Source organism: Mycolicibacterium stellerae (assembly GCF_003719305.1).
GTDB lineage: Bacteria > Actinomycetota > Actinomycetes > Mycobacteriales > Mycobacteriaceae > Mycobacterium > Mycobacterium stellerae.
The window spans coordinates 98,903-121,386 of record NZ_RARC01000017.1; the positions used below are offsets into that span (position 1 = coordinate 98,903).

General features: G+C 67.6%; 21 protein-coding genes and 1 riboswitch. Of the genes, 9 read left to right on the plus strand and 12 right to left on the minus strand.

The window, feature by feature from the left end; all coding sequences use genetic code 11:
- From D6M19_RS20540 to D6M19_RS20550, 3 genes are read left to right on the plus strand one after another with little or no spacing between them, the layout of a single operon-like run.
- On the plus strand, positions 1–978 hold the full coding sequence (locus tag D6M19_RS20540) for an FAD binding domain-containing protein (RefSeq protein WP_123027100.1): 978 nt from the start codon (positions 1–3) through the stop codon (positions 976–978).
- On the plus strand, positions 975–3,140 hold the full coding sequence (locus D6M19_RS20545; RefSeq protein ID WP_123027101.1) for a xanthine dehydrogenase family protein molybdopterin-binding subunit: 2,166 nt from the start codon (positions 975–977) through the stop codon (positions 3,138–3,140). Before D6M19_RS20540 ends, D6M19_RS20545 begins: the two co-directional genes overlap by 4 nt.
- A 50-nt stretch (positions 3,141–3,190) precedes the next feature.
- Complete coding sequence (locus tag D6M19_RS20550) at positions 3,191–4,348, plus strand: aromatic ring-hydroxylating oxygenase subunit alpha (RefSeq protein ID WP_123027102.1); 1,158 nt, start codon at positions 3,191–3,193, stop codon at positions 4,346–4,348.
- Here D6M19_RS20550 and D6M19_RS20555 read toward each other — a convergent pair.
- The 8 genes from D6M19_RS20555 to thiO form a co-directional block, all read right to left on the minus strand.
- Positions 4,314–5,774, minus strand: a complete 1,461-nt coding sequence (locus D6M19_RS20555; RefSeq protein WP_234834957.1) for a M28 family peptidase — start codon at positions 5,772–5,774, stop codon at positions 4,314–4,316. The genes D6M19_RS20550 and D6M19_RS20555 overlap by 35 nt on opposite strands.
- Positions 5,771–7,288 carry a M28 family metallopeptidase gene (locus D6M19_RS20560; protein ID WP_123027103.1) on the minus strand — a complete coding sequence of 506 codons (1,518 nt, stop codon included), beginning with the start codon at positions 7,286–7,288 and terminating at the stop codon, positions 5,771–5,773. The genes D6M19_RS20555 and D6M19_RS20560 overlap by 4 nt, the downstream gene beginning before the upstream one ends.
- Positions 7,289–7,332: 44 nt before the next feature.
- Positions 7,333–8,049, minus strand: coding sequence for an ABC transporter permease (locus D6M19_RS20565; RefSeq protein ID WP_123027104.1), 717 nt, complete (start codon positions 8,047–8,049; stop codon positions 7,333–7,335).
- Complete coding sequence (locus D6M19_RS20570; RefSeq protein ID WP_123027137.1) at positions 8,046–8,948, minus strand: ABC transporter ATP-binding protein; 903 nt, start codon at positions 8,946–8,948, stop codon at positions 8,046–8,048. The genes D6M19_RS20565 and D6M19_RS20570 overlap by 4 nt, the downstream gene beginning before the upstream one ends.
- 70 nt (positions 8,949–9,018) lie before the next feature.
- Entirely contained in the window at positions 9,019–9,798 is a 780-nt protein-coding gene (locus D6M19_RS20575; RefSeq protein WP_268812324.1) for an SGNH/GDSL hydrolase family protein, read from the minus strand.
- Entirely contained in the window at positions 9,795–10,550 is a 756-nt protein-coding gene (gene thiG / locus D6M19_RS20580) for a thiazole synthase (RefSeq protein WP_123027106.1), read from the minus strand. Before thiG ends, D6M19_RS20575 begins: the two co-directional genes overlap by 4 nt.
- Positions 10,543–10,740 (minus strand): sulfur carrier protein ThiS, encoded by a 198-nt coding sequence (gene thiS, locus D6M19_RS20585; RefSeq protein WP_123027107.1) that lies wholly within the window; start codon positions 10,738–10,740, stop codon positions 10,543–10,545. The genes thiG and thiS overlap by 8 nt, the downstream gene beginning before the upstream one ends.
- Entirely contained in the window at positions 10,737–11,768 is a 1,032-nt protein-coding gene (gene thiO, locus D6M19_RS20590; protein ID WP_123027138.1) for a glycine oxidase ThiO, read from the minus strand. Before thiO ends, thiS begins: the two co-directional genes overlap by 4 nt.
- Positions 11,757–11,872: riboswitch (TPP riboswitch) on the minus strand. It overlaps the preceding gene by 12 nt.
- Positions 11,873–11,890: 18 nt before the next feature.
- Here thiO and thiE point away from each other — a divergent pair.
- Positions 11,891–12,571: a thiamine phosphate synthase gene (thiE, locus tag D6M19_RS20595; RefSeq protein WP_123027108.1), complete on the plus strand. Its 681-nt coding sequence runs from the start codon at positions 11,891–11,893 to the stop codon at positions 12,569–12,571.
- Here the strand turns inward: thiE and D6M19_RS20600 are convergent.
- Positions 12,543–13,043, minus strand: a complete 501-nt coding sequence (locus D6M19_RS20600) for an NUDIX hydrolase (RefSeq protein WP_123027109.1) — start codon at positions 13,041–13,043, stop codon at positions 12,543–12,545. The two genes, thiE and D6M19_RS20600, sit on opposite strands and share 29 nt — an antisense overlap.
- A 145-nt stretch (positions 13,044–13,188) precedes the next feature.
- Between D6M19_RS20600 and glnX the strand changes: the two genes are divergently transcribed.
- The 5 genes from glnX (at position 13,189) to D6M19_RS20625 (ending at position 18,595) form a co-directional block, all read left to right on the plus strand.
- On the plus strand, positions 13,189–14,508 hold the full coding sequence (gene glnX, locus D6M19_RS20605; RefSeq protein WP_123027110.1) for a protein kinase G-activating protein GlnX: 1,320 nt from the start codon (positions 13,189–13,191) through the stop codon (positions 14,506–14,508).
- A 62-nt stretch (positions 14,509–14,570) separates the two neighbouring features.
- Positions 14,571–15,503 carry a glutamate ABC transporter substrate-binding protein gene (locus D6M19_RS20610; RefSeq protein WP_407665382.1) on the plus strand — a complete coding sequence of 311 codons (933 nt, stop codon included), beginning with the start codon at positions 14,571–14,573 and terminating at the stop codon, positions 15,501–15,503.
- Positions 15,503–17,761: a serine/threonine-protein kinase PknG gene (locus D6M19_RS20615; protein ID WP_123027139.1), complete on the plus strand. Its 2,259-nt coding sequence runs from the start codon at positions 15,503–15,505 to the stop codon at positions 17,759–17,761. Before D6M19_RS20610 ends, D6M19_RS20615 begins: the two co-directional genes overlap by 1 nt.
- A 10-nt stretch (positions 17,762–17,771) precedes the next feature.
- Positions 17,772–17,996: a hypothetical protein gene (locus D6M19_RS20620; protein ID WP_164478596.1), complete on the plus strand. Its 225-nt coding sequence runs from the start codon at positions 17,772–17,774 to the stop codon at positions 17,994–17,996.
- A 152-nt stretch (positions 17,997–18,148) separates the two neighbouring features.
- Entirely contained in the window at positions 18,149–18,595 is a 447-nt protein-coding gene (locus D6M19_RS20625; RefSeq protein ID WP_123027112.1) for an STAS domain-containing protein, read from the plus strand.
- 35 nt (positions 18,596–18,630) lie between these two features.
- Here the strand turns inward: D6M19_RS20625 and D6M19_RS20630 are convergent, their stop codons facing one another.
- Genes D6M19_RS20630 through pta form a run of 3 tightly spaced genes read right to left on the minus strand, consistent with a single transcriptional unit; the run spans position 18,631 to position 22,480 of the window.
- Positions 18,631–19,275: a class I SAM-dependent methyltransferase gene (locus D6M19_RS20630; protein ID WP_123027113.1), complete on the minus strand. Its 645-nt coding sequence runs from the start codon at positions 19,273–19,275 to the stop codon at positions 18,631–18,633.
- Positions 19,272–20,420, minus strand: a complete 1,149-nt coding sequence (locus D6M19_RS20635) for an acetate kinase (RefSeq protein ID WP_123027114.1) — start codon at positions 20,418–20,420, stop codon at positions 19,272–19,274. The genes D6M19_RS20630 and D6M19_RS20635 overlap by 4 nt, the downstream gene beginning before the upstream one ends.
- The gene (gene pta / locus D6M19_RS20640) at positions 20,420–22,480 is read right to left on the minus strand and encodes a phosphate acetyltransferase (RefSeq protein WP_123027115.1); all 2,061 of its coding nucleotides are present in this window, start codon (positions 22,478–22,480) and stop codon (positions 20,420–20,422) included. The genes D6M19_RS20635 and pta overlap by 1 nt, the downstream gene beginning before the upstream one ends.
- Positions 22,481–22,484 lie beyond the last annotated feature (4 nt).

Below are 22,484 nucleotides of genomic sequence, written 5' to 3' on the forward strand. Positions count from 1 at the left end.
GTGTACCCGTTCCGGTTCACCAAGGCGTCCGATGAGGCATCGGCACTGCGCGCGGGCGCATCCGGCGCCCGCTACATCGCGGGCGGCACCACGCTGGTCGACCTGATGCGCGAGACGGTGGAGCGGCCCGACGCGGTGGTCGATATCAACGCGCTGCCCTACCGCGATATCGATCTCAAACCGGCACGGCTGCGCATCGGAGCGCTCGCACGCATGTCCGAGGTCGCCGCCCATCCCGGTGTCCGGCAACAGTTTCCGGTGATCGCCGAGGCGCTGGACCTGTCCGCGTCCGCCCAGCTGCGCAATATGGCGTCGATCGGCGGCAACCTCATGCAACGCCCCCGTTGCCTGTACTTCCGGGATGTGTCGGCATCGTGCAATCGGCGCAGTCCCGGCGCAGGATGCGCGGCGATCGAGGGACGCAACCGCACGCACGCGATCCTCGGCACCAGCGATGCCTGCGTGGCCACTCACCCATCGGACCTGGCCGTTGCGCTCGTTGCTCTGGACGCCCGGGTGATCACGCGAACCCGCGAGGGTGAGCGATCAACTCCGATCGCCGACTTCTTCCGTCAGCCGGGTGCCACCCCCGACAAGGAGCACAACCTGCATCCCGGCGCGTTGATCGCCGCGGTCGAGGTGACGGCACATCCCGAGTCCCGACGGTCCGGCTACCTGAAGGTTCGCGACCGAGAATCCTTTGAGTTCGCGATCGCCTCGGCAGCTGTGGCACTCGACATCACGGCGGGCACGGTCCAGACCGCACGCGTGGCCGCGGGCGGCGTCGGCACCGTGCCGTGGCGTCTGACCGCCGTCGAAAAGGCGCTCACCGGCAGACCCGCAACTCCCGAAACGTGGCGCGCGGCGGCCGCTAGAGCCGCCGACGGTGCAAAACCACTGTCGGAGAACGGGTTCAAGGTGGAGCTGATCAAACGCACGGTGGCGCGGCAGCTCGTGACCGTGGCGGGTATGCCGTGACGAGGCCCCTGCCCGCGGCGCTCGTCACCGGCCGGCCCGTCACCCGGGTGGACGGCAGGCTGAAGGTCACCGGCCAAGCGCGATACGCGGCGGACAATCCCGCCGACGACATGGTGTACGCCGCGCTGGTGACCGCCACCGTCGCCCGCGGCGCCGTCGACAGGATCGACCCGGCGGCAGCGGTCCGGCATCCCGGCGTGTTGCGCGTGCTCACCGACTTCGGCGGGCTGACGCTGCCCTACGACATCCGGCAGGTGTCCTGCTTCGGGCAGCCCGTCGCCTTGGTGGTGGCGACCGACCTTGAGGCCGCCAACCACGGTGCCTCACTGGTCAATGTGCGGTACCGGGGTGCACCGCAGCTGACGAACATCGATGCGCCGCAGTCAGAACGGGTACCGGGCAAAAGAACGGAAGACTACGCCCGCGGCGACGCAGACGGGGCACTGCGCACCGCTGCGGTCGTCACAGATCTGCGCTACTCCATCGAGCGCAACAACCACAATCCGATGGAGATCCCGGCTACCGTCGCCCGCTGGGACGGCGACCGGCTCACCGTGTGGGACAAGGTGCAGAGCATCAGCTCGGCGCAGGAGGCGTACGCGGACGCATTGGGTGTTCCGGTTGACAGCGTTCGGGTCATCTCGCCGTTCGTCGGCGGGGCGTTCGGCAGTGCGGGCACGACGTGGCCGCATCAGCTGCTGGCGGCCTTCGCGGCGCGGCAGATTCGCAGGCCGGTGAAACTGATGCTCACCCGAAGGCAGTACTACAGCGGCGTCGGGTTCCGACCGACCAGCAGGCAGCGGATGGCAATCGGCGCAGAGCCCGATGGACGCATCGGCTCCATCGTGCACGAGGCGCACACCGAAACCTCGCGCTATGACCCCTATGAGGACAACCTGATGACCGGTGCCAGGTTCGTCTACCGCGCACCGAACATGCGGTCGACGTATCGCCTTGTGCCGCTGGACATCAACCCGCCCACCTATATGCGCGGCCCGGGTGCGACGACGGGCGCGTTCGCGCTCGAGTGCGCGATGGACGACCTCGCCCACCGGCTGGCGATGGACCCCATCGAGCTGCGATTGCGCAATGAACCCACGCGCGACTTCTCAGAAGACCTGCCGTTCTCCACCCGCAGGCTCACCGACTGCCTTCGCGAGGGCGCTGCGACGTTCGGCTGGTCGAGGCGAAACCCCACGCCGCGATCGGTGCGCGACGGCGACGAACTGGTTGGTATCGGCGTCGCCGCCGCGGCTTATCACACCAGCCGCAGCGAGTGCGCCGCGATCGCACGCATCAACGCCGACGGCATCGCCGAGGTGCAGAGCGGGACAAGCGACATGGGGCCAGGGACCTACACCTCGATGACGCAGGTGGCGGCCGACGCCCTCGGCCTGCCAATCGCCAAGGTGCGCTTCTCGTTGGGCGACAGCAACTTTCCGAAGGCGCCGTCGCACTCGGGCTCACGGACCATGGCAAGTGTCGGCTCGGCGGTCCTGACGGCTGCCGATATGCTCCGCGACCGCTTCATCCGGACCGCGGTCGTCGACCCCGGCTCGCCGCTGAACGGCACAAGGCCGGGCCAGGTCTCGGTCGCAGACGGACGGATGTTTGTGACCTCACAGCCCGCGCGCGGTGAGACTTACCAGGACCTGCTGCGCCGCCGGGGTTGGAAAACCCTTGACACACAAAAGACCTGGACACCCGATGACGCAGATCAGCGCTTCTCGATGTCCGCGTACGGAGCGGTGTTCGCCGAGGTCGCCGTGGACGAACTGCTAGGCACCGTTCGCATCCGGCGCGTCTACGCGTGCTACGACGCCGGCCGAATCATCAATCCGAAACTGGCGCACAGCCAGGCGATCGGCGGCATGGTCGGCGGGATAAGCATGGCGCTGCTCGAGGGCACCCACCTGGATTACCGGGACGGGCGGATCGTCAACGCGAACATGTCCGACTACCTGGTGCCGGTCAACGCCGACATACCCGCCCTCGATGCAGCGTTTCTGCCCGCCGAGGACAAGATCGCCGACCCCCTCGGCGTCAAGGGTCTCGGCGAGCTGGTGATCGTCGGAGTCCCCGCGGCGATCGCCAACGGCGTGTTCAACGCAACGGGGAAACGCGTCACCGACCTGCCGATCACGCTGGAGAAACTTCTCTGACCACCCAGTCCCGGTAGACCGGTAGGGGTCTCGCAGACTAGTCTGACTGTATGTTCAAACAGCATCCTCCGGCTCCTCTCCCCGCCGACGGCGTCGCCGCGGCAATGGCCCCGTTCGGCCAGTCCCGGATGCTGCCGCGCGAAGCCTATGTCGACCCCGCCGTCTTCGCCTGGGAGCAGCAGCACATCTTCTCCGGATGGACCTGCGTCGGCCACGCATCCGATCTGGCCGCGGTCGGCGCCCAGAAGGCCGTCGGCACCGGCGCCAACGCGGTACTGCTTGTCCGCGGCGAAGACACCGTCCGCGCGTTCGCCAACACCTGCCGCCACCGCGGCCACGAACTGTTGGCCTGTAACGCGACCACAAGGGGACGCAGCATCGTTTGTCCGTACCACTCCTGGTCGTATCGGCTGGACGGCAGCCTGCGCAACGCGCCGCACTTCTCGAAAGTCGAGGGTTTCCAACCCGACGAGTTCGGGCTGGCCGAGCTGCGGCTGGTGAACTGGCACGGCTGGCTGTTCGTCGACCCAAGCGGCGAGGACGCTGACTTCGCTGAGCACGTCGCGGGGTGGGAGGACGTCGTCGCCCCCTATCGGCCGGAGGACCTCGTTGTCGTGGACCGGCATTCCTACGAGCTGGAGACCAACTGGAAGGTCATCGCCGAGAACTATCAGGAGTGCTACCACTGCTCGACGATCCACCCCGAGCTGTCCCGGATCAGCCCACCCACCAGCGGCGAGAACCTGGCCACGGCTGGCTCCTGGATGGGCGGCTGGATGTCGATCATCGAAGGCGCCGAAACGATGTCGCTGACCGGGGCCAGCGGCGGTGTCGCGATCAAGGGGCTCTCCGAGCACGAGCTACACACCGTGATGTACGTGGTGGGCTACCCCAACCTGCTGGTCAGCCTGCACCCCGACTACGTGATGACTCACCTCATGACGCCATTGGCTGTTGACCGCACCCACGTCGAATGCGCATGGGCGTTCCCAACGGAGGCCGCCGAGAAGCCGGGCTTCGATCCGTCCTATGCGGTCGACTTCTGGGATCTGACCAACCGTCAGGACTGGGCCGCGTGCGAGTCGGTGCAGCGCGGCCTGGCGTCGCAGCACGCGCGGCCAGGACCGCTCGCCCCCGACGAGGACGGCGTGTACCAGTTCGTCAGCCGGGTCGCTAAGGCGTATTCCGGCGGCGCTGCTCGCGGCTAGGCACCCCGTTGACGCCGTCGATCGACGTGGCGTAAGTACCGACGGCGAAGGCCACACCGGGACCGGTCACAGCGAGCGCATCGCGGTCGACGTTGTCGACCGTGTCGCCTGGGAGGTGGTAGTTGCGGTCGAACGCCACCCCTGCGATACCGCCCCACAGCCGCGCCTGCACCTCCGTTTTCCGCTGCGCCGCACCGGTTGTCATGCCACCGATCGGGACGCCTGCGTCCAGGAACGGGCTGTAGTCGCTGGCCTTGCCAAGCGGCATGTCGGCGGGCCGGATCCCGGCCAGGTTCAAATAGCCGGCCAGCGTGCGTTCGATGCCTGCCGAGCCTGCGGGCACGGTATCGGCCGCGACGGCTGGGTTCGGTTGGCCGGACTGGTCACCGTCGTAGGTGAAGAATCCCGCGTTGGGCGAACCAAGCATGTCGAAGTTGAGGTAAAGGGCGATGTCGTTGAGGTGGTCGCGGTCCAGGCTCGAGACATACTTCGTCGACCCGTCCAGCACGGCCTCCTGGGCACCCCAGAAACCGAACCGCACGGCGTTGGCGATCTGCGGCCGCGACCCCAGCGCCGCAGCGGTTTCCAGCAGCGCCGCAACCCCGGTTCCGTTGTCGTTGATGCCGGGACTTCTTGCGACGGTGTCCAGATGCGCACCCGCCATCACCACGTTCTCCTGGTCGCCGGTCTTGGTCTGGGCTACCACGCTTTTTGACTTCACCATGGCAGCCTTGGCGTCGAGCGTGAGCAGTACGGCTGCATCGGTGCGGCGCAGCGCGGCGTCGGCGTCGGCGTCGATCACCCCGACCGGCACCTTGAGCGCCCGGTAGTAGCCCGGTGTGAACAAGCCTCTCGGGCTACCGGATGCACCGGGGTTGCTGACGACGAGAAGCCCGAGCGCACCCTCTGCGACAGCGACATTCTGCTTGTCGACGATCGAGCATCCCGTGTCGTCGACCACGGCGATGGCGTTCGTCATGCGCTTCGTGCCGTAATCGGCTGCAGCGCAACCCGCGGGTTTCTGCGGACGCTGGGTGGGCGCCCTCAACCCCCCTGCCCGGGTCGGCGTCAGCAGCGACGCCTGGTCGACGGCGTAGTCGCGGCCCGATGCCGTCAGCGTCGGCCTACCGGGCGACGCCACCCCGAGCCGTTCGAATTCCGGCGTTTCAACGTCGAAACCCTTGTCCCGCAGCGTCTGTGCGACGTAGTCGACGCTGGCGTCGTAGCCGGATGTGCCGTCCGCGCGGGACCGGTTGTTGGCGTCGGCGATCTCCTCGAGCTTGCGCAGGTGGACGTACATGCCGTCGACGCCGACCCGATCCGCCAGATCGCGCGCGAGGTCGACTGCCGGTTGCGGCGCCGACGAACAGCCGCCGAGCAGCAGGGCGACCACGACTGCCGCGCCGACTAACAGCCGCGCCTTCACGACTTCGCGAGCACGTGGCGGGTGCGGTCCTCGCGAACCGGAACGCCGTTGCGGCCGCGTTGATCCTGTGCGTAGATGCCGACGACATAGCCGACCCCGGCGCCGTTGATTGCCAGCGCGTCTCGATCGACGTGGTCCAGAGTGTCTGACTTCTTGTGGTAGTTCGGATCGAACGGCTCGTCGGCCTTGCCGTCCCACAGCTCTGCCTGCTGCCTGGTCATCTTCTCCTCGGCGCCGGAGTACAGGCCGCCGGCGGGAACTCCCGCCAACGTGAACCCGTCGTAGTCGGAGCGGCCGTCGAACCCGGTGTCCTGCGCCGTCTTACCCACTTCCTTGAGGTACGCGACGAAGTCGCGTTCGATGCCCGCCGACCCCTCCGGGACACGCGGGTTGGGGTCTCTGGGGTTCGGCGGTACCGACTGGTCACCGTCGTAGGTGAAATAGCCGGGGTTCGGCGAGCCGAGCATGTCGAAGTTCAGGTACAGCGCGATGTCCTTGAGCTGGTCCACATTCAGCGACTGGACATAGTTGTTCGAACCCTTCAGCCCGAGCTCCTCTGCGCCCCAGAAGCCGAACCGCACCGCGTTCTGCACAGCAGGCGACGGGCCAAGCTGCAGCGCGGTCTCCAGCACGGCGGCCACACCTGACCCGTTGTCGTTGATGCCGGGACCCTCCGGCACGCTGTCCAGGTGGGCGCCGACCATCACCACGTCGGCGGTAGAGCCGGTCTTCGTCTGCGCGATCACATTGCGGCTCTTCTCGACGCGCACCCCGGCGTCGAGAACGAGGGTGCTCTCACCCGGCGCGGCGCGCAGCCGCTCACCCGAGGCATTGGTGATGCTGACGACAGGGATCTTGGGGTTCGAATCCTCGCCGAGCGTGCCGCCCATCTCGTCGCCTTCGTCGTTGTTGGCGACGATCAGCGCGACCGCGCCGCGCTCGGCTGCCGCGGCCTGCTTCTGCGAGAACTGGCAGGAGCCGCGATCAACCAGCACCAACGCGCCCGCCACGGGCAGCCCGTCGTAGTCCGACGCCGTGCAGCCAGGCGTGTCCTCGACGCGGGCCGCGACCAGCGGACCAGAGACACCCCGCTGCGGGGTGCCGATGGTGAACTGCAGCGGCTTGGCCTCGATCGACGCGCCGCCGACGGTCAGCCGGGGATCCTCTGCGAACGGCAGTCGCACCTCGAACTCGGGTGTCTGGACATCGAAGCCCTTGTCGCGCAGCATCTTCGCCACATAGTCGACGCTCGCGTCGTAGCCGGCTGTGCCGAGCGCACGGTTTCCGTCGTGCGCGTCGGCGATCTCCTGAAGTTCCTGCAGGTGCGCCATCATCGCGTCGGCCTTGACCCGATCGCGCAGTTTCGATGCGAAATCGGTGGCCGCGCCAGACGCCGCGGGCGAAGACGGCGGGTTGGCGGCCTCCTTCGCGGGCTTGTCGCCGCAGCCACCGAACGCAGCCACGATGACGACGGCCGCGAGCGCAGCCAACACCCCACGCGATTTACGACCCATAGCACCCACGTTAGCCGGTGGCACACTCTCTGCTTCGACTCCGCTCATGCGTCCCGGCGGTTGACGGTGACCAGCGCCGCGACGAACACGACCGCGACCACGGCTGCGAAGTAGATGATCGATCCGAGCTGTCCCCACGGCATCGCGTAGTACGGGTAGAGCCACTGCACGTCGATGGACCTGAAGGCGTTACCGAACGGAAGGTACGGGCCGACCGCCGTGCTGATGTTGGGCAGGTTCCCGAGCAGGGGCTCGGCCACCAGCGGCCACAGCAACAACAGCGCAACGGCGCCCGCTGAGGCCCGCAGCAGTGCGCCGACGGCGACGCCGAGAACGGCGGCAAGCGCCGCGTACAGCGCAATCGCGCCGACAAGCCGCCAGTCGAAGTCCGAGTCCGCCACCACGATCGAGACCACCACCATCACCGCGGCATAGAAGCTGGAAAATGCGCCTGCCACAATCGCTTTCGCTACTAGCACCATGGACCGATTCGGCACCGCCATGAAGGTGGTACGGATCACGCCGTTGCGGTACTCGTTGGTGACGGTGAGCGTCGACAGGATCATCAGCACCGGCACCCCGAAGACAGCGACACCCATGGCGGCCTTCTGCGGCTCCAGCGGGAGGGGACCGTAGACGGTCGACGCCTGCATCGCGGCGAGTCCGAGGCTCAGCACCGCCACCGCGACCGCCGACCACAGCGGCGAACGGGTGGTGGTGAGCTTGATCCGTTCGGCGTTCAGCACCGCCGCCACACTCATGTCGCCGCCCGATACTGCACGGCGTCGTCGGTGAGCTTCATGTACGCGTCCTCGAGCGACGCCTGCTGTGAGGTCAATTCGTGCAGGGTGATTCCGTTGCGCGCGGCAAGCTCGCCGACCACCTCGCTGGCCGCCCCCCGCACCAGCAGCGCCGAGGCTTCCGCGTCGTCATCGACCCCGATACCCGCATCGGACAGCACCCCGCGCAGCAGTTCCAGCTGCGGGCTGCGCACTCGCACGGTGTCGGCGCGGCCGACGAACTCGCTGACCGTCGTCGACGCGATCAGCTTGCCGCGCCCGATCACCACCAGCCGGTCTGCGGTGTTGGACATCTCGGCGAGCAGATGGCTGGACACGAAGACGGTGCGGCCTTCGCCTGCGAGTGTCCGCATCAGCGTGCGCACCCAGCGGATGCCCTCGGGGTCGAGCCCGTTGACCGGCTCGTCGAACAGAAGCACCGGCGGGTCGCCGAGGAGCGCGGCCGCGATGCCCAGCCGCTGGCTCATGCCCAGCGAAAGCGTGCCTGCCTTCTTGGCCGCGACCGTGGCCAGCCCGACCATGTCGAGCACCTCGTCGATCCGGCCTGACGGCAGCCGCTGAGTGGCGGCGATCCAGCGCAGGTGGGCCCGCACCGACCGGTTGGGGTGCGTCTGCTTGGCGTCGAGCAGTGCACCGACGTGCCGCAGCGGTTCGGTCAGCTCCCGGTAGGGCTTGCCGTCGATGGTGGCGGTGCCCGAGGTCGGACGATCCAGGCCGAGGATCATCCGCATGGTCGTGGTCTTGCCTGCTCCGTTGGGCCCGAGAAACCCCGTCACCACCCCCGGCTCGATGGTGCAGGTCAGGTCGTCGACCGCGCGGGTGTCGCCAAATACTTTGGTAAGCCCGGCCAGTTCGATCATCGCCACCATGATCGCACGAGGCGGCAATTGTGAATCTGACGACGGAAGTGGCCAAAAAACGTCGTCAGACTCACAACCCGTCGACTTGCTCGATGATCAGGTCTGCCACGGCGCGCATGCCCGCCCCGTTGGGGTGTGCAGGGAAGGGCCTGCCGGGAATGGGCAGTCCGAACCGCGACGGTTTCGTCGTCCAAGGGTCCTTCGACCACGCGTGGTGTTCGCGGCTGGCATCGGATGCCCGCACCACTTTGCATCCGGTCTCCGCGGCGGCTTCCGACGTGAGCCGCTCGAGCGTGGCGGCGACCCGACGGCCGAGCGCGGCATCCACACCGGTCAGCGGCGAGGCATCCTCTCCTGCGGGCGGCAACACCGTCAGGTAGTCGACGAAAAGCACGCTGGCCTGCGGCGCCCGCCGCCGCACCGTGTGGCCCACTTCCTTCAGCGACTCGCCGACCTGCACCAGCGCGCGGTCGCGGGCGGTCGGGTCGAGCAGCTCCCGAAGGCGACCACCGAGCACCGGCACCGACCGCACCGCCCGCGGCAGGCCTGCCGCTGTCAGCAGCGGCACGTAGCCGACGTCGTTGCCGCCGATCGTGACGGTGACAAGCTCCTCAGAGCCGTCGAGTGCATGGATCTGCGGCGGCTCGCCGTTCTGCCGATCGGTCAGCACGTCGGCGGTGGTGGCGCCGGAGTAGGTCACATCGACCAGGTCGAGGCCGAGTCGCCGTGCCACCAGGTGCGGATAGTTTGCCGCCGAGCGCGCTGCCCGCAACGGCGCATCCTTGTCGCGCGGTGGGATGCCGGGGCCGGCAGCCATCGAACTACCCAGCGCGACATATCTTTTCGTCACAGCGACGGACTGGACGGCTGCGCCCAGAACCGCTTCGGGATCCGGCCCGCCTGACGCGCGAGGTAACCGGCGGTGACCGCGGCGGCCATCGCGGCGGCCATCAGCGGTGGGTCGGCGGCCCTGGTCACCGCGGTGGCGAGAAGCACGGCGGCACAGCCCAATTCCATCGCCTGCGCCGCATCGCTTGCGGTCCCGATTCCCGCGTCGAGGATCACCGGGACGCCCGCCTGCTCGACGATCATCTCGATGTTGTGCGGGTTGGCGATGCCAAGGCCGGTCCCGATCGGCGAACCCAGCGGCATCACGGCAGCACAGCCGGTGTCCTCCAGCCGGCGGGCCAGCACCGGATCGTCGTTCGTATACGGCAGCACGACGAAACCGTCGTCCACCAATTGTTCTGCGGCGCGGACCAGCTCGACGGCGTCGGGCAGCAGGGTGCGCTCGTCGGCGATCACCTCGAGCTTGACCCAGTCGGTCTGCAGCGCCTCACGGGCCAGCTGCGCAGTCATCACGGCTTCTGCGGCCCCCCGGCATCCCGCCGTGTTGGGCAGCGGCGTGATGTTAAGCCGGTTGAGTAGGTCGAGCACGCCGGTGCCGCCGTCGGCATCCACTCGGCGCATCGCGACGGTCGTCAGTTCGGTTCCCGACGCCAGCAGCGCCTCCTCCAGCACGGCCAGGTTGGCGGCTCCGCCGGTGCCCAGGATCAGCCGAGACCCGAACTCGCGGCCCGCGATCGTGAGTTTCTCAGCCACCCTGCACCGCCGTGAGCACTTCCAGCCGCGCACCGTCGGTCAATGTGGTCTGCCAGTCCGACCGCCGCAGCACCGTCTGATCCACCGCGACCGCAATGCCCTTCTCCGGGAAGCCGAGTCGGTCGAGCAGGCCGGCAACGGTCACCTGGTCGTCCACCTCGACGGGCTTGTCGTTGACGATGACTTTCATCGAACCTCCACCAGTTCGGCCTCCGGTAGCGGAGCGCCGTTGAGCTCGCCCGCGATCGCCTCCGCGGTCCACGGCGCCAACAGGAAGCCGGACCGTCCGTGCCCCGCCGCCACCAGGGTGCGGTCGTCGAGACGGCCGACGATGGGCAGGTTGTCGGGTGTCATCGGACGCAGGCCCGCCGCACATTCGGCCAGCTCGTACTCACCGAGCGCGGGCATCACCGCGCAGGCGTCGTCGAGCAGTTCCCGCACACCGGTCACCGCGGGGGCGGTGTCGCGGCCGTGCTCGTACTGGGTGGCGCCAACGACGACACCGTCGCGTCGTGGCACCAGATAGACCTGCCGTCCGTGCACGCGGGCGCGAATCACCCGTTGCGGCACCGGCATACAACCTTTTCGCCAGCGCAGCCGAAGCACCTCACCCTTGACCGGCCGAATCGGCAGGCCCGGCCACAACGTGGGCGCGTCGATTCCGTTGGCGATCACCCGCACGTCGGCGTCCAGCGCCGCGAGATCGTCCACCGGCGGGCACATGAGCACACCGAGCCGTTCACAATGCGAATCCAGCGCCTCCACCACCGCCCGATTGTCGACGGCGAGTTCGGTCTCGGCCACGAAGCCGTGCCGAATGCCCTGGGCGAGAAGCGGTTCGACATCGCGGGCCGCAGCCGTGACGTTCACCGGATGTCCCTGCGCCGCCAGCCACTCCCCGACCGTCTTGAGGTCGGCGACGTCGGCGCGGTCGACCGCGACCACCAGCGATTCGCGCGCCGTGATCACGCTTTCTGGCAGCCCGTCCATGAAATCGCCGTGCCACAGCGCAAGCGATGCAAGGCCGAGCCGCAGCAGCCGCTCCTCCCGCGGCCAGCCCTCGCTGTGCGGGGCGAGCATGCCGCCCGCGACCCACGAGGCACCGGGGTCCTTGCCCCGGTGCACAGCCACGGACCAACCGTCGAGCGCCGCGCGACGCGCGACGGATAGGCCGATGACGCCGCCGCCGACGACGGCAAGCGATCCGATCGACTGCATTCCCCTCCCTTCGCCGGCATGACCCGGAGCAGGTTCGACGGTAAGGGCAGGTTGCGCGTGCCCACTCTCAGTCCCCGGTTCCCGGGACTCCCGTGTCGACGTCCCACATTACTCTCGCGGGTGTGCATCACCCTTCCGACCGGCTGGCCCGGCTGGCTTCGGCGTCGCTGTATCTGTGCACCGACGCCCGCCGCGAGCGCGGTGATCTTGGCGCGTTCGCCGATGCGGCGCTGGCGGGCGGGGTCGACATCATCCAGCTGCGCGACAAGGGTTCGGCAGGCGAGGAGCGGTTCGGGCCGTTGGAGGCCGGCGGCGAGCTCGCCGCGCTGGAGGTGCTCGCAGACGCCGCGCGCCGCCACAACGCGCTGCTTGCGGTCAACGACCGCGCCGATATCGCCCGCGCCGCCCGAGCCGACGTGCTGCATCTGGGGCAGGACGACCTGCCGCTGCCGATCGCCCGTGACATCGTCGGGCCGCAGACGCTGATCGGCCGCTCCACCCACGACCCACAGCAAGTCGCCGCCGCGGTCGCCGAACCCGTCGACTACTTCTGCGTCGGCCCCTGCTGGCCCACCCCGACCAAACCCGGCAGAACGGCGCCCGGCCTCGGCCTGGTCCGCATTGCCGCCGAATCGGGTCCGGCCAAGCCCTGGTTCGCGATCGGTGGCATCGACGAAGAGCGGCTGCCTGAGGTGCTCGACGCGGGTGCGCGCCGCATCGTCGTGGTGCGGGCCATCACGGCCGCCGACGACCCGCAGGCGGCGGCGAGCCGGCTCAAAGCTCGGCTTGTAGCAGCGGAATAGCCGCCGCGACCTCGCGCAGCCGCTGCCAGCTGTTCGCGAACCCGGGGTGCAGAGGCAGCGCCTCGATGTCGTCCTCGGCCACCCAACGCAGCTCGGCACTCTCCCGGTTGGGCACGGTCTCGAGCTGTTCGGGGGCGTCTGCGATCACGGTGGTGTACGTCCATTGGCTGCCGCTCGCGGTCACGGTCGCGGTGACCTCGATCGTGCGCACAACCAGCCTGCCTGCATCAAGGCCCGCCTCCTCATGAGCCTCGCGCAGCGCTGCCTCTTCGGCGCTTTCATGGCTGTCGCGGGCCCCGCCGGGCAGACCCCAGGTGCCGCCCTGATGACTCCACGGCGCGCGGTGTTGCAGGAGCACGGCGGCCGATCCGTCGGGACAGGGCGCGCGGAGAAACAGACCAGCCGCGCCGTGCTTGCCCCAGTAGGGCGTGCCGCTGTCGGACACCACCCAGCCGTCGCCGTCGCCACGCACCCGTTCAGCTTAGGGAACACGCGGCAAATCAGTGGGCCGCGAATGCCCACACGTCACTCGAATAACTCTTAGAATTCTTTTATAGATTTGGAAGCAGGTCAGAACAGAAGCCGGAAAGAGCCGAAAAGATGAGGTCCGGGCACCCGTGACTGTGGAGCTGGCGCATCCGTCGACCGAACCACTCGCGTCGCGGTCGCCGACAACACCCGCGCATCCGCGCTGGTGGTTTCTTTGGACGACTCCCGGGCGAATCCTGACCATCGGCGTCGTGTTGTCGGCGTTGGTGATCGCCAGCGCATACGCCACCTCGACCACCGTCAACGACCGCCAGCAGGCGCTGACCACCGTCCTCGAACACACCGAGCCGCTGGCATTCGCGGCCGGGCAGCTCTACACCACGCTGTCGGTCGCCGACGCCGCCGCGGCGACGGCCTTCATCGCGGGCGCAGAGCCGCGCGACGTCCGGCAGCGCTACGAACAGGCGATCACCGACGCCGCCAGCGCCGTCACCAGGGCATCGAGCGGGCTCACCGACGAGCCGCTGGTCCAGCTTCTCGGCCGGATCAACGCCAACCTCGCGGTGTACACCGGGCTGGTCGAGACCGCGCGCACAAACAACCGGGCGGGCAACCCCGTCGGCTCGTCGTACCTGTCGGAGGCGTCGTCGCTGATGCAACGGACGATCCTGCCCGACGCCCAAAAGCTCTACGAGGAAACCTCGGCCCGGGTGGACAAGGAGACGACGGCGTCGACCCGCATCCCCGCGCCGGTCATCCTCGTCGTGCTGGCCACGCTGTTGTTCGGCGCGTTCGCCAACCGCTGGCTGGCCCGCAGGACCCGCAGGCGCGTGAACATCGGCTTCGTGGCAGGCGGGATGGCCGTGCTGATCATGTTGATCTGGGTGTTCACCGCGCTGGTGATCTCGACGATCGACAGCCGCAGCGCCAAGAACACCGCAGCGGAATCCCTCAAGACCGTCACCACCCTTGCGATCACCGCGCAGCAGGCGCGGGCCGACGAGACGCTGTCGCTGATCCGGCGCGGCGACGAGATTGTCCGCAAGCAGTCCTATTACCAGCGCATCGACACCATGCAGCAGGAGCTGTCCGAATATCTCGGCCGCGACGACGCGATCGACAAGGGGGATTTGTCCGACGCCGAGCAGTTGTTGCAGCGCTGGCGTGCGGCCGACGACCGAATCAGCTCCTACATCGCGGTCGGTAACTACCAGGCCGCGACGCAGGTCGCGCTCGGCCGGGGCGAGGACGACTCGACGCCCGCCTTCGACCGGCTCGACGAGGCGCTGAACAAGGGCATCGCCCAGAGCCGCGAGCAGCTGCGCAGCGACATCCTCAACGCCAGGCGGGTGCTGTCGGGCGCCACGGTCGGGGCGGCGGTGCTGTCCGTGATGGCCGCGATCGCGGTGGCGTTGGGGTTGTGGCCCAGGCTCAGTGAGTACCGATGATGAGCGTCTCAGGCGAAGATCGAAGGCGGGTGAAGTTCAGGATCTTCTGCGTCGCGGTCGCCATGGTGACCGTGCTTGCGGGTTGCGGCCGGGCGGACGGGGTGGCGCCGACGCCCACCCTCACGCTGGTCCCGCCGACACCCGCGGGCATGGAGGAGCTGGCGCCGGAGTTGGTGCCGCCGCAGGAGGACACCGACGACGACTGCGATTTGACCGCGAGCCTGCGGCCGTTCGGTAACCGCGCGCAGGCAGAAGACGCCGTCGCCACTATCAAGGCCCGCGGGCGGCTCATCGTCGGACTCGATATCGGCAGCAACCTTTTCAGTTTCCGCGACCCGATCACCGGCGAGATCACCGGATTCGACGTCGACATCGCAGGCGAGGTGGCGCGCGACATCTTCGGCACCCCGTCTCAGGTCGAGTACCGCATCCTGTCGTCGGCCGATCGTGTTGCGGCACTGCAGAACAACCAGGTAGACATCGTCGTCAAGACCATGAGCATCACGTGTGAACGCAAGAAGCTGGTCAACTTCTCGACGGTGTACCTCGTTGCCAACCAACGGATCCTGGCGCCACGCGACTCGCCGATCGCGCAGGCGAGCGACCTCGGGGGTAAGCGGGTCTGCGCGGTCAAGGGCACCACTTCGCTGCAGCGGATCCAGGAGATCAACCCGTCGCCGATCGTCATCGAGGTGGTGACGTGGGCCGACTGTCTGGTGGCACTGCAGCAGCGGCAGGTCGACGCGGTCAGCACGGACGACTCAATTCTGGCCGGGCTGGTGGCACAGGACCCATATCTGCACATCGTCGGGCCCAGCATGAACGAGGAGCCGTACGGCATCGGCATCAACCTGGAGAACACCGGGCTTGTCCGGTTCGTGAACGGCACGCTGGACCGCATCCGCCGTGACGGCACGTGGAGCACGTTGTACCGCAAGTGGTTGACCGTGCTCGGGCCGCCGCCCGCACCGCCGGTTCCGAGGTATTCGGACTGATGACCACGGCAGAGGGATTCGAAGATCCCGGTACCCAACCGGCCAGCCTCGAGGAACTCGAGGAACTCGACGCGGATTCCGCGTCGACGGTGCGGCCGATGGCGACGCAGGCCGTGTTCCGGCCACACTTCGACGACTCGGACGGCGTCTCGGTCGGCATGGCCGAAACCGAACCCGAGGACCACGCGACCACGATGACGCGGGCGCTGTCGCCGACCCGGCGGCTCGGCGGCGGGCTGGTGGAGATCCCGCGGGTGCGCGAGATCGACCCGCTGTCCGCGCTGATGACCAATCCCGTTGTGGCGGAGTCGAAACGGTTCTGTTGGAACTGCGGGAAGCCGGTCGGCAGGTCGTCGTCCGACGGCAAGGCGCTTTCGGAGGGCTGGTGTCCGCACTGCGGCAGCGCGTACTCGTTCCTGCCTCAGCTGGCTCCTGGCGATATGGTCGCCGACCAGTACGAGATCAAGGGCTGCATCGCCCACGGCGGGCTCGGCTGGGTGTATCTGGCTTTCGACCACAACGTCAACGAACGGCCCGTCGTGCTCAAGGGCCTTGTGCACTCCGGCGACGCCGAAGCCCAGAAGATCGCGATGGCCGAGCGTCAGTTCCTCGCCGAGGTGACACACCCGGGAATCGTCAAGATCTACAACTTCGTCGAACATCCAGACCAGCACGGCAATCCCGTCGGCTACATCGTGATGGAGTACGTCGGCGGAAAGTCGCTCAAGCAGGCCAGGGGCGACAAGCTTCCGGTGGCCGAGGGCATCGGCTACATGCTCGAGATCCTGCCTGCGCTTGGCTATCTGCATTCGATCGGGCTGGCGTACAACGATCTCAAGCCAGAGAACATCATGATCACCGAGGATCAGCTCAAGCTGATCGACCTCGGCGCGGTGTCGCGGCTCAACTCGTTCGGATACCTTTACGGCACACCGGGTTACCAGGCACCCGAGATCGTGCGGACGGGCCCGACGATAGCCACCGACATCTACACCGTCGGCCGCACGCTGGCGTCGCTGACGCTCAATCTGCGCACCCGGAAGGGCCGCTACGTCGAGGGTCTGCCGGAAGACGATCCGGTGCTGACGGAGTACGACTCGTTCGGCAGGCTGTTGCGAAGGGCGATAGATCCCGATCCGCGACGCCGGTTCGGCAGCTCAGAGGAGATGACGAGCCAGCTTCTCGGCGTGCTGCGCGAGGTGGTCGCCCAGGACAGCAAGGCGCCTCGGCCCGGCCTGTCGACCGTGTTCAGCCCGTCGCGGTCGACGTTCGGCGTCGACCTTCTCGTCGCGCACACCGATGTGTACCTCGACGGGCAGGTGCACTCGGAGAAGCTGACGGCGCAGGAGATCGTCAAGGCGCTGCAGGTGCCGCTGCTCGACCGGACCGACGTCGGCGCCGCGGTGTTGTCGGCCGCCGTGCTGAGCCAGCCGGTGCAGACGCTGGACTCGCTGCGGGCCGCACGCCACGGCACGCTCGATTCGGAGGGCGTCGACCTGTCGGAGTCGGTGGAGCTGCCGTTGATGGAGGTGCGGGCGCTGCTGGACCTCGGCGACGTCGCCAAGGCCACCCGCAAGCTCGATGACCTGGCGGACCGGGTGGGCTGGCGGTGGCGGCTGGTCTGGTTCCGCGCGGTGTCCGAGGTGCTGACCGCCGACTACGATTCGGCCACAAAGCATTTCACCGAGGTGCTCGATACCCTGCCCGGCGAGCTGGCGCCCAAACTGGCGCTGGCGGCGACGGCCGAGCTGGCCGGAAGCGCCGACGAGCGCAAGTTCTATAACACGGTGTGGTGTACCGACAACGGCGTGATCTCAGCGGGCTTCGGCCTCGCCCGCGCGCAGTCGGCGGGTGGCGATCGGGACGGTGCCGTGCGCACCCTTGACCAAGTGCCCGCCACCTCAAGGCATTTCACGACGGCGCGGCTCACTAGTGCGGTGACCCTGCTGTCTGGTCGCTCGATGACCGAGATCACCGAACAGCACATCCGCGACGCCGCCCGACGAGTGGAGGCGCTACCCGACTCGGAACCGCGGGTGCTGCAGATTCGGGCCCTGGTCCTGGGCACCGCGATGGACTGGCTGGCCGATAACACCGCCAGCACCAACCACATTCTCGGCTTCCCGTTCACCGAGCACGGCCTGCAACTCGGCGTGGAAGCCTCGCTGCGTGGACTGGCCCGGGTGGCACCGACGCAGGCCCACCGGTACGCGCTGGTCGACCTCGCCAACAGCGTGCGGCCGACCAGTACCTTTTAGAATCGCGTCGGTGGAGACGTTCAAGCGCTACCTCGTCATTCAGGCGATGATGTTCGTCTTCGGCATCGTCGGGCCGATCTTTCTGATCGGTTACTTCATGTCGCAACCGGACCCCACGCTCAAGTGGATGTACTGGTGGGGCCTGTTCATCACCTTCGCCGACGTGTTGATCGCGTTGCGACTCGCCAAGGTCAGCGATGCGAAATCAGTCGTCAAGAAGCGCGCGTCGGACTAGAAGCCTGATCCGTACCCCGCCGAACAGGATAAAGACCAGGTCGGCCGCTGAAAATTGGGGTATCGCCGCCCGACGAAATACGTAGTAATCTGCTGTTCAGGTTGAGTTAACAGCCACCCACAGCGACACCAGGTTCGGCTGAGGGAGGTCAGATGACCGATATAGGCACCAGTCGAGTGTTCCGCATCGATCCCAGGGCACTCGATCTTCGCGAGGAAAACGGGCGCGCGGTCTTCTCCGCCTGCCATAAGCGCCCGTCCACCCTGCTCGTCACCGTCGAGGGCGATGTCGATGCAACCAACGGCCGCGCGCTGGCGCGGTATATCGAGGGCCGGGTCGCCGGGTCTGCGCGCCTCGAGCTCGACCTCCGGCTCGTCGACTTCTTCGGCACTGCCGGCTTCGCGGCGCTGCACAACATCAACGTGATCTGCTGCCGGTACGAGGTGAGCTGGGCTCTGCGTGCGGGCAGGCAACTGCGCCGCCTATTGGCGATATGCGATCCGGACGGCAGCCTGCCGGTCGAGGACTCGCAGTCGGTCCTCGACGAGGTGGCCGCAGGCGCGCGCGATCGACCATTCCTCGTCGGCCGGAACAACTAGCACCGTCGTCGCACAGTCTTTTGACCTGATTGCGGTCAGCGCTCGGCAAGCAGGTAACAGCGACGGCTGGGGTATTCCACACCGTCAATGGGCTCTCGTTCCAACCGCGCCTTCACGGTGAATCCGGCCGCCTCAAGCTGCGCGCTTACGTCGTCGGGGTCAAGGAAGTAGCCGTCGAGTTCCACCCGTTGGCCCAACCAGCTCGTGAGGTGATTGACAGCGCCGACGGCGAACTCGGGGCTGTCGACATGGAAGGCCAACAGAAGCCATCCCCCCGGCCGTATCACCCTGGCGAATTCACGGCATGCCGTTGTGCGGTCGGAAGGTGTCAGGTGGATGATCGAATACAGCGACACTGCACCCGCCCAGGCGTCATCGGCGACCGGCAGGTCCAGAATCGAACCCACCGTGAAACTGAGGTCGGGGGCACGTTGACGCGCAATCTCAACCATCGCCGGAGACAGATCGATGCCGACAACGTCCGCGTGGCGTCCTGCTAGGAAGCAAGTGACATGCCCGGGGCCACAACCAATGTCGCAAATGGTCCCGGAGCTCGCCAGTTCCGCGAAGGACGTAAGAAGCGCACGATCCAGGGGCTTGGCATCAAGTTCATCGGCGAACGCCGCGTCGTATGCTGTCGCGACCGCATCATAAGCCGCCCGGGCGTCGGGTCCGCTCACTCGCCGATCACCCGCACGCAGGCCTGCGCGATCGCGAGCTCCTCGTCGGTCGGGATCACCAGCACCGCCGTGCGAGATGTCTCCGCTGAGATCCGCCGCGCGCTTCTGTCGGGGTTCTCGTTGAGGCGGTCGTCGATGTCGATGCCGAGGGTGGTCAGGCCGGCGAGCGCGTCGCGGCGCACGGTCGCGTCGTTCTCGCCGACCCCCGCGGTGAAGGTGATGACGTCCGTATCGCCGAGCAGTGCCAGATAGCCGCCGATGTAGCGACGCAACCGGTGGATGTAGACGTCGTAGGCCAACTGTGCTGCGCCATCACCGGATTCGATCTGTTTGTGCAGCACGCGGAAGTCGATCGCGCCGCCGAGGCCGAGCACGCCGGAGCGCTTGTTGAGCATCGTCTCGATGTCCTCGACGCTCATCCCTGCGGTGCGCGACAGATAGCTGATGATGCCAGGATCGATGTCGCCCGACCTGGTGCCCATCACCAGGCCCTCCATCGGCGTCAGGCCCATAGACGTGTCGACGGGTCTACCGTGGGCGATCGCGGAGGCCGAGGCGCCGTTGCCAAGGTGCAGCACGATCTGGTTGAGCGACTCCAGTGGTCTGTCCAGGAACGCCGCGGCCTGTTCGCTGACGTAGGAATGCGACGTGCCGTGGAACCCGTAGCGACGAATGTGCCACTGCCGCGCGATATCCCGGTCGATGGCGTACGTCGCCGCTGCCGGTGGCAGATCATGGAAGAACGCGGTGTCGAACACGGCGACGTGCGGAAGGTCGGGCAGCGCTTCGCGGGCGACACGGATGCCGAGCACGGCGGGCGGGTTGTGCAGTGGTGCCAGCGGGGCGAGTTCCTCCAGTTCGGCTATCAGCGCATCGTCGATCAGCGTCGGCTCGTAGAGGTCCGGCCCGCCGTGCACGACGCGGTGGCCTACGGCGACCAGCGGGAGAGCCTCAAGCGGCCGACCGGATTCTGCGAGCTGCCGCAACGCCTCCTGCAGTGCCGCGCCGTGGTCGGCAATCGGCCCGTCGCCGATCCGCTCGACGATCCCGTCGGCCACCATCGTTCCCGAGTCCGGTTCGACAACAGCGTATTTCAATGACGACGAACCGGAGTTGATGACGAGTACCGCGGGCGAAGCGGACATCACTTGCCTTGTGCCTGGATCGCAGTGATCGCCACGGTGTTGACGATGTCCTCGATCAGCGCGCCGCGTGACAGGTCGTTGACCGGCTTCTTCAATCCCTGCAGGACCGGGCCGATCGCGATGGCACCTGCGCTTCGTTGCACCGCCTTGTAGGTGTTGTTGCCGGTATTGAGGTCCGGAAAAATCAGCACCGTCGCCCTGCCCGCCACCTTCGAGTCGGGCATCTTGGATGCCGCCGTCGTCGGATCGACGGCCGCATCGTACTGGATCGGCCCGTCCACCAGCAGATCGGGCTCCCGCTGCCGCACCAGTTCCGTTGCCGCCCTTACCTTGTCGACGTCGGCGCCGGTTCCTGACGTTCCGGTCGAGTAGGACAGCATGGCCACCCGCGGCTCGATGCCGAACTGCGCGGAGGTGCGCGCCGACGAAATCGCGATATCGGCCAGCTGCTCGGACGTCGGGTCGGGCACGATCGCGCAGTCTCCGTAGGCGAGCACCCTGTCGGCGAGGCACATCAGGAAGATGCTGGACACGGTGGTGATGCCGGGCTGGGTCTTGATGATCTCGAACGCGGGCCGAACGGTGTGCGCGGTGGTGTGCATCGCGCCGGAGACCATCCCGTCGACCATGTCGTTGTGCACGAGCATGGTGCCGAAATAGGAGACGTCATGGATGGTCTCGCGCGCCTGCTCGACGGTCACGCCCTTGTGCTTGCGCAGCTCGGCGTATTGTTCGGCGAACCGGTCGCACAGCTCACTGGTCCGCGGGTTGAGCACCTTCGCATCGGACAGGTCGACACCCAACTCGGCCGAGCGGGCCCGGATCTGCGGCTCGTCGCCGAGGATGGTCAGCTCGGCGACATTGCGCTGCAGCAGTCGCCCCGCGGCCTTGAGGATGCGGTCGTCCTCGCCCTCCGGCAGCACGATGCGCTTGCGATCGGCTCGTGCCCGGTCCAGCAGCTGGTAGGTGAACATCTGCGGCGTGACGACCGTCGGAATCGGGATGGCAAGCTGCGCAAGCAGATCCGCGGTGTCGACGTAGGTGTCCATCAGTTCGATGGCGGTGTCGATCTTGCGATGCGACGAGGCGGTGACACGGCCGCGGGTGGCTGCGACCTTGCTGGCAGTTTCGAACGTGCCGAGCGTGGTGGCGATGATGGGCAGCCGCTGGTTCAGCCCGGACACCAGCGCCGCGACCGACGGGTGCAGCTCGAGCCCGCCGTTGAGGATGATGCACGACAACGACGGAAAGCCCTCGGCGGCATGGGCGCTGACCACCGCAAGCACGACGTCGGAGCGGTCGCCAGGGGTGATGACCGCGACACCGTCGGTGAGCCTTTCCAGCACGTGCTCGGCGGTCATGCCCGCGACGAGCACTCCCATCGCCTCGCGCCTGAGCAGCTCGGCGTCGCCGCTGACGATGACGCCGTCGACGGCACGCGCAAGGTCACCGACCGCGGGCGCATCCAGAAGTGGCTCTTCCGGCAGCACGTACGCCTTCGGCGTGAGGCTCTTGAGCGCGTCGGCGACGGCCGCCATCTGCGACGGCTCGCATCGATTGGCCACCACGGCCGCGGTGTGGGCGTGCTGCCCGGCGATCTCGACGAGACACAGCTCCACGACCTGTGCCACCTCGGCGGGAGTGCGGTCTCTCGCCTTGACCGACAGCACGATCGGCGCGCCGAGGTTGGCGGCGATGCGGGCATTGGTGTCCAGCTCGCTGGGGGTGGTGACGTCGGTGTAGTCGCTGCCGACGATCACCACGGCATCGCAGCGGTCGGCCACCTCGTGGAAACGGTCGACGATGTCGGCGATCGCCGCGTCCGGATCGTCGTGCAGCTGTTGATAACTCACGCCGACGCACTGCTCGTAGGACAGGCCCGCCGTGGTGTGCGCTAGCAGCAGTTCCAGGATGTAGTCTCGGTCCTCGCCCAACCGCGTGATCGGCCGGAACACCCCGACCTTGGCGACGGTGGCGGCGAGCCGGTGCAGGATGCCGAGCGCGATCGTCGACTTGCCGGTGTCGCCCTCTGGCGAAGCGATGTAAATCCCGCTGGGCACGCCG

Bases quoted from the DNA above. Each gene is read 5' to 3' on its own strand.
- D6M19_RS20550 (WP_123027102.1), top strand. From the start codon at position 3,191: ATGTTCAAACAGCATCCTCCGGCTCCTCTCCCCGCCGACGGCGTCGCC.
- D6M19_RS20560 (WP_123027103.1), bottom strand. From the start codon at position 7,288: ATGGGTCGTAAATCGCGTGGGGTGTTGGCTGCGCTCGCGGCCGTCGTC.
- D6M19_RS20565 (WP_123027104.1), bottom strand. From the start codon at position 8,049: ATGAGTGTGGCGGCGGTGCTGAACGCCGAACGGATCAAGCTCACCACC.
- D6M19_RS20570 (WP_123027137.1), bottom strand. From the start codon at position 8,948: ATGATCGAACTGGCCGGGCTTACCAAAGTATTTGGCGACACCCGCGCG.
- thiS (WP_123027107.1), bottom strand. From the start codon at position 10,740: ATGAAAGTCATCGTCAACGACAAGCCCGTCGAGGTGGACGACCAGGTG.
- thiO (WP_123027138.1), bottom strand. From the start codon at position 11,768: ATGCAGTCGATCGGATCGCTTGCCGTCGTCGGCGGCGGCGTCATCGGC.
- D6M19_RS20610 (WP_407665382.1), top strand. From the start codon at position 14,571: ATGGTGACCGTGCTTGCGGGTTGCGGCCGGGCGGACGGGGTGGCGCCG.
- D6M19_RS20615 (WP_123027139.1), top strand. From the start codon at position 15,503: ATGACCACGGCAGAGGGATTCGAAGATCCCGGTACCCAACCGGCCAGC.
- D6M19_RS20625 (WP_123027112.1), top strand. From the start codon at position 18,149: ATGACCGATATAGGCACCAGTCGAGTGTTCCGCATCGATCCCAGGGCA.
- D6M19_RS20635 (WP_123027114.1), bottom strand. From the start codon at position 20,420: ATGTCCGCTTCGCCCGCGGTACTCGTCATCAACTCCGGTTCGTCGTCA.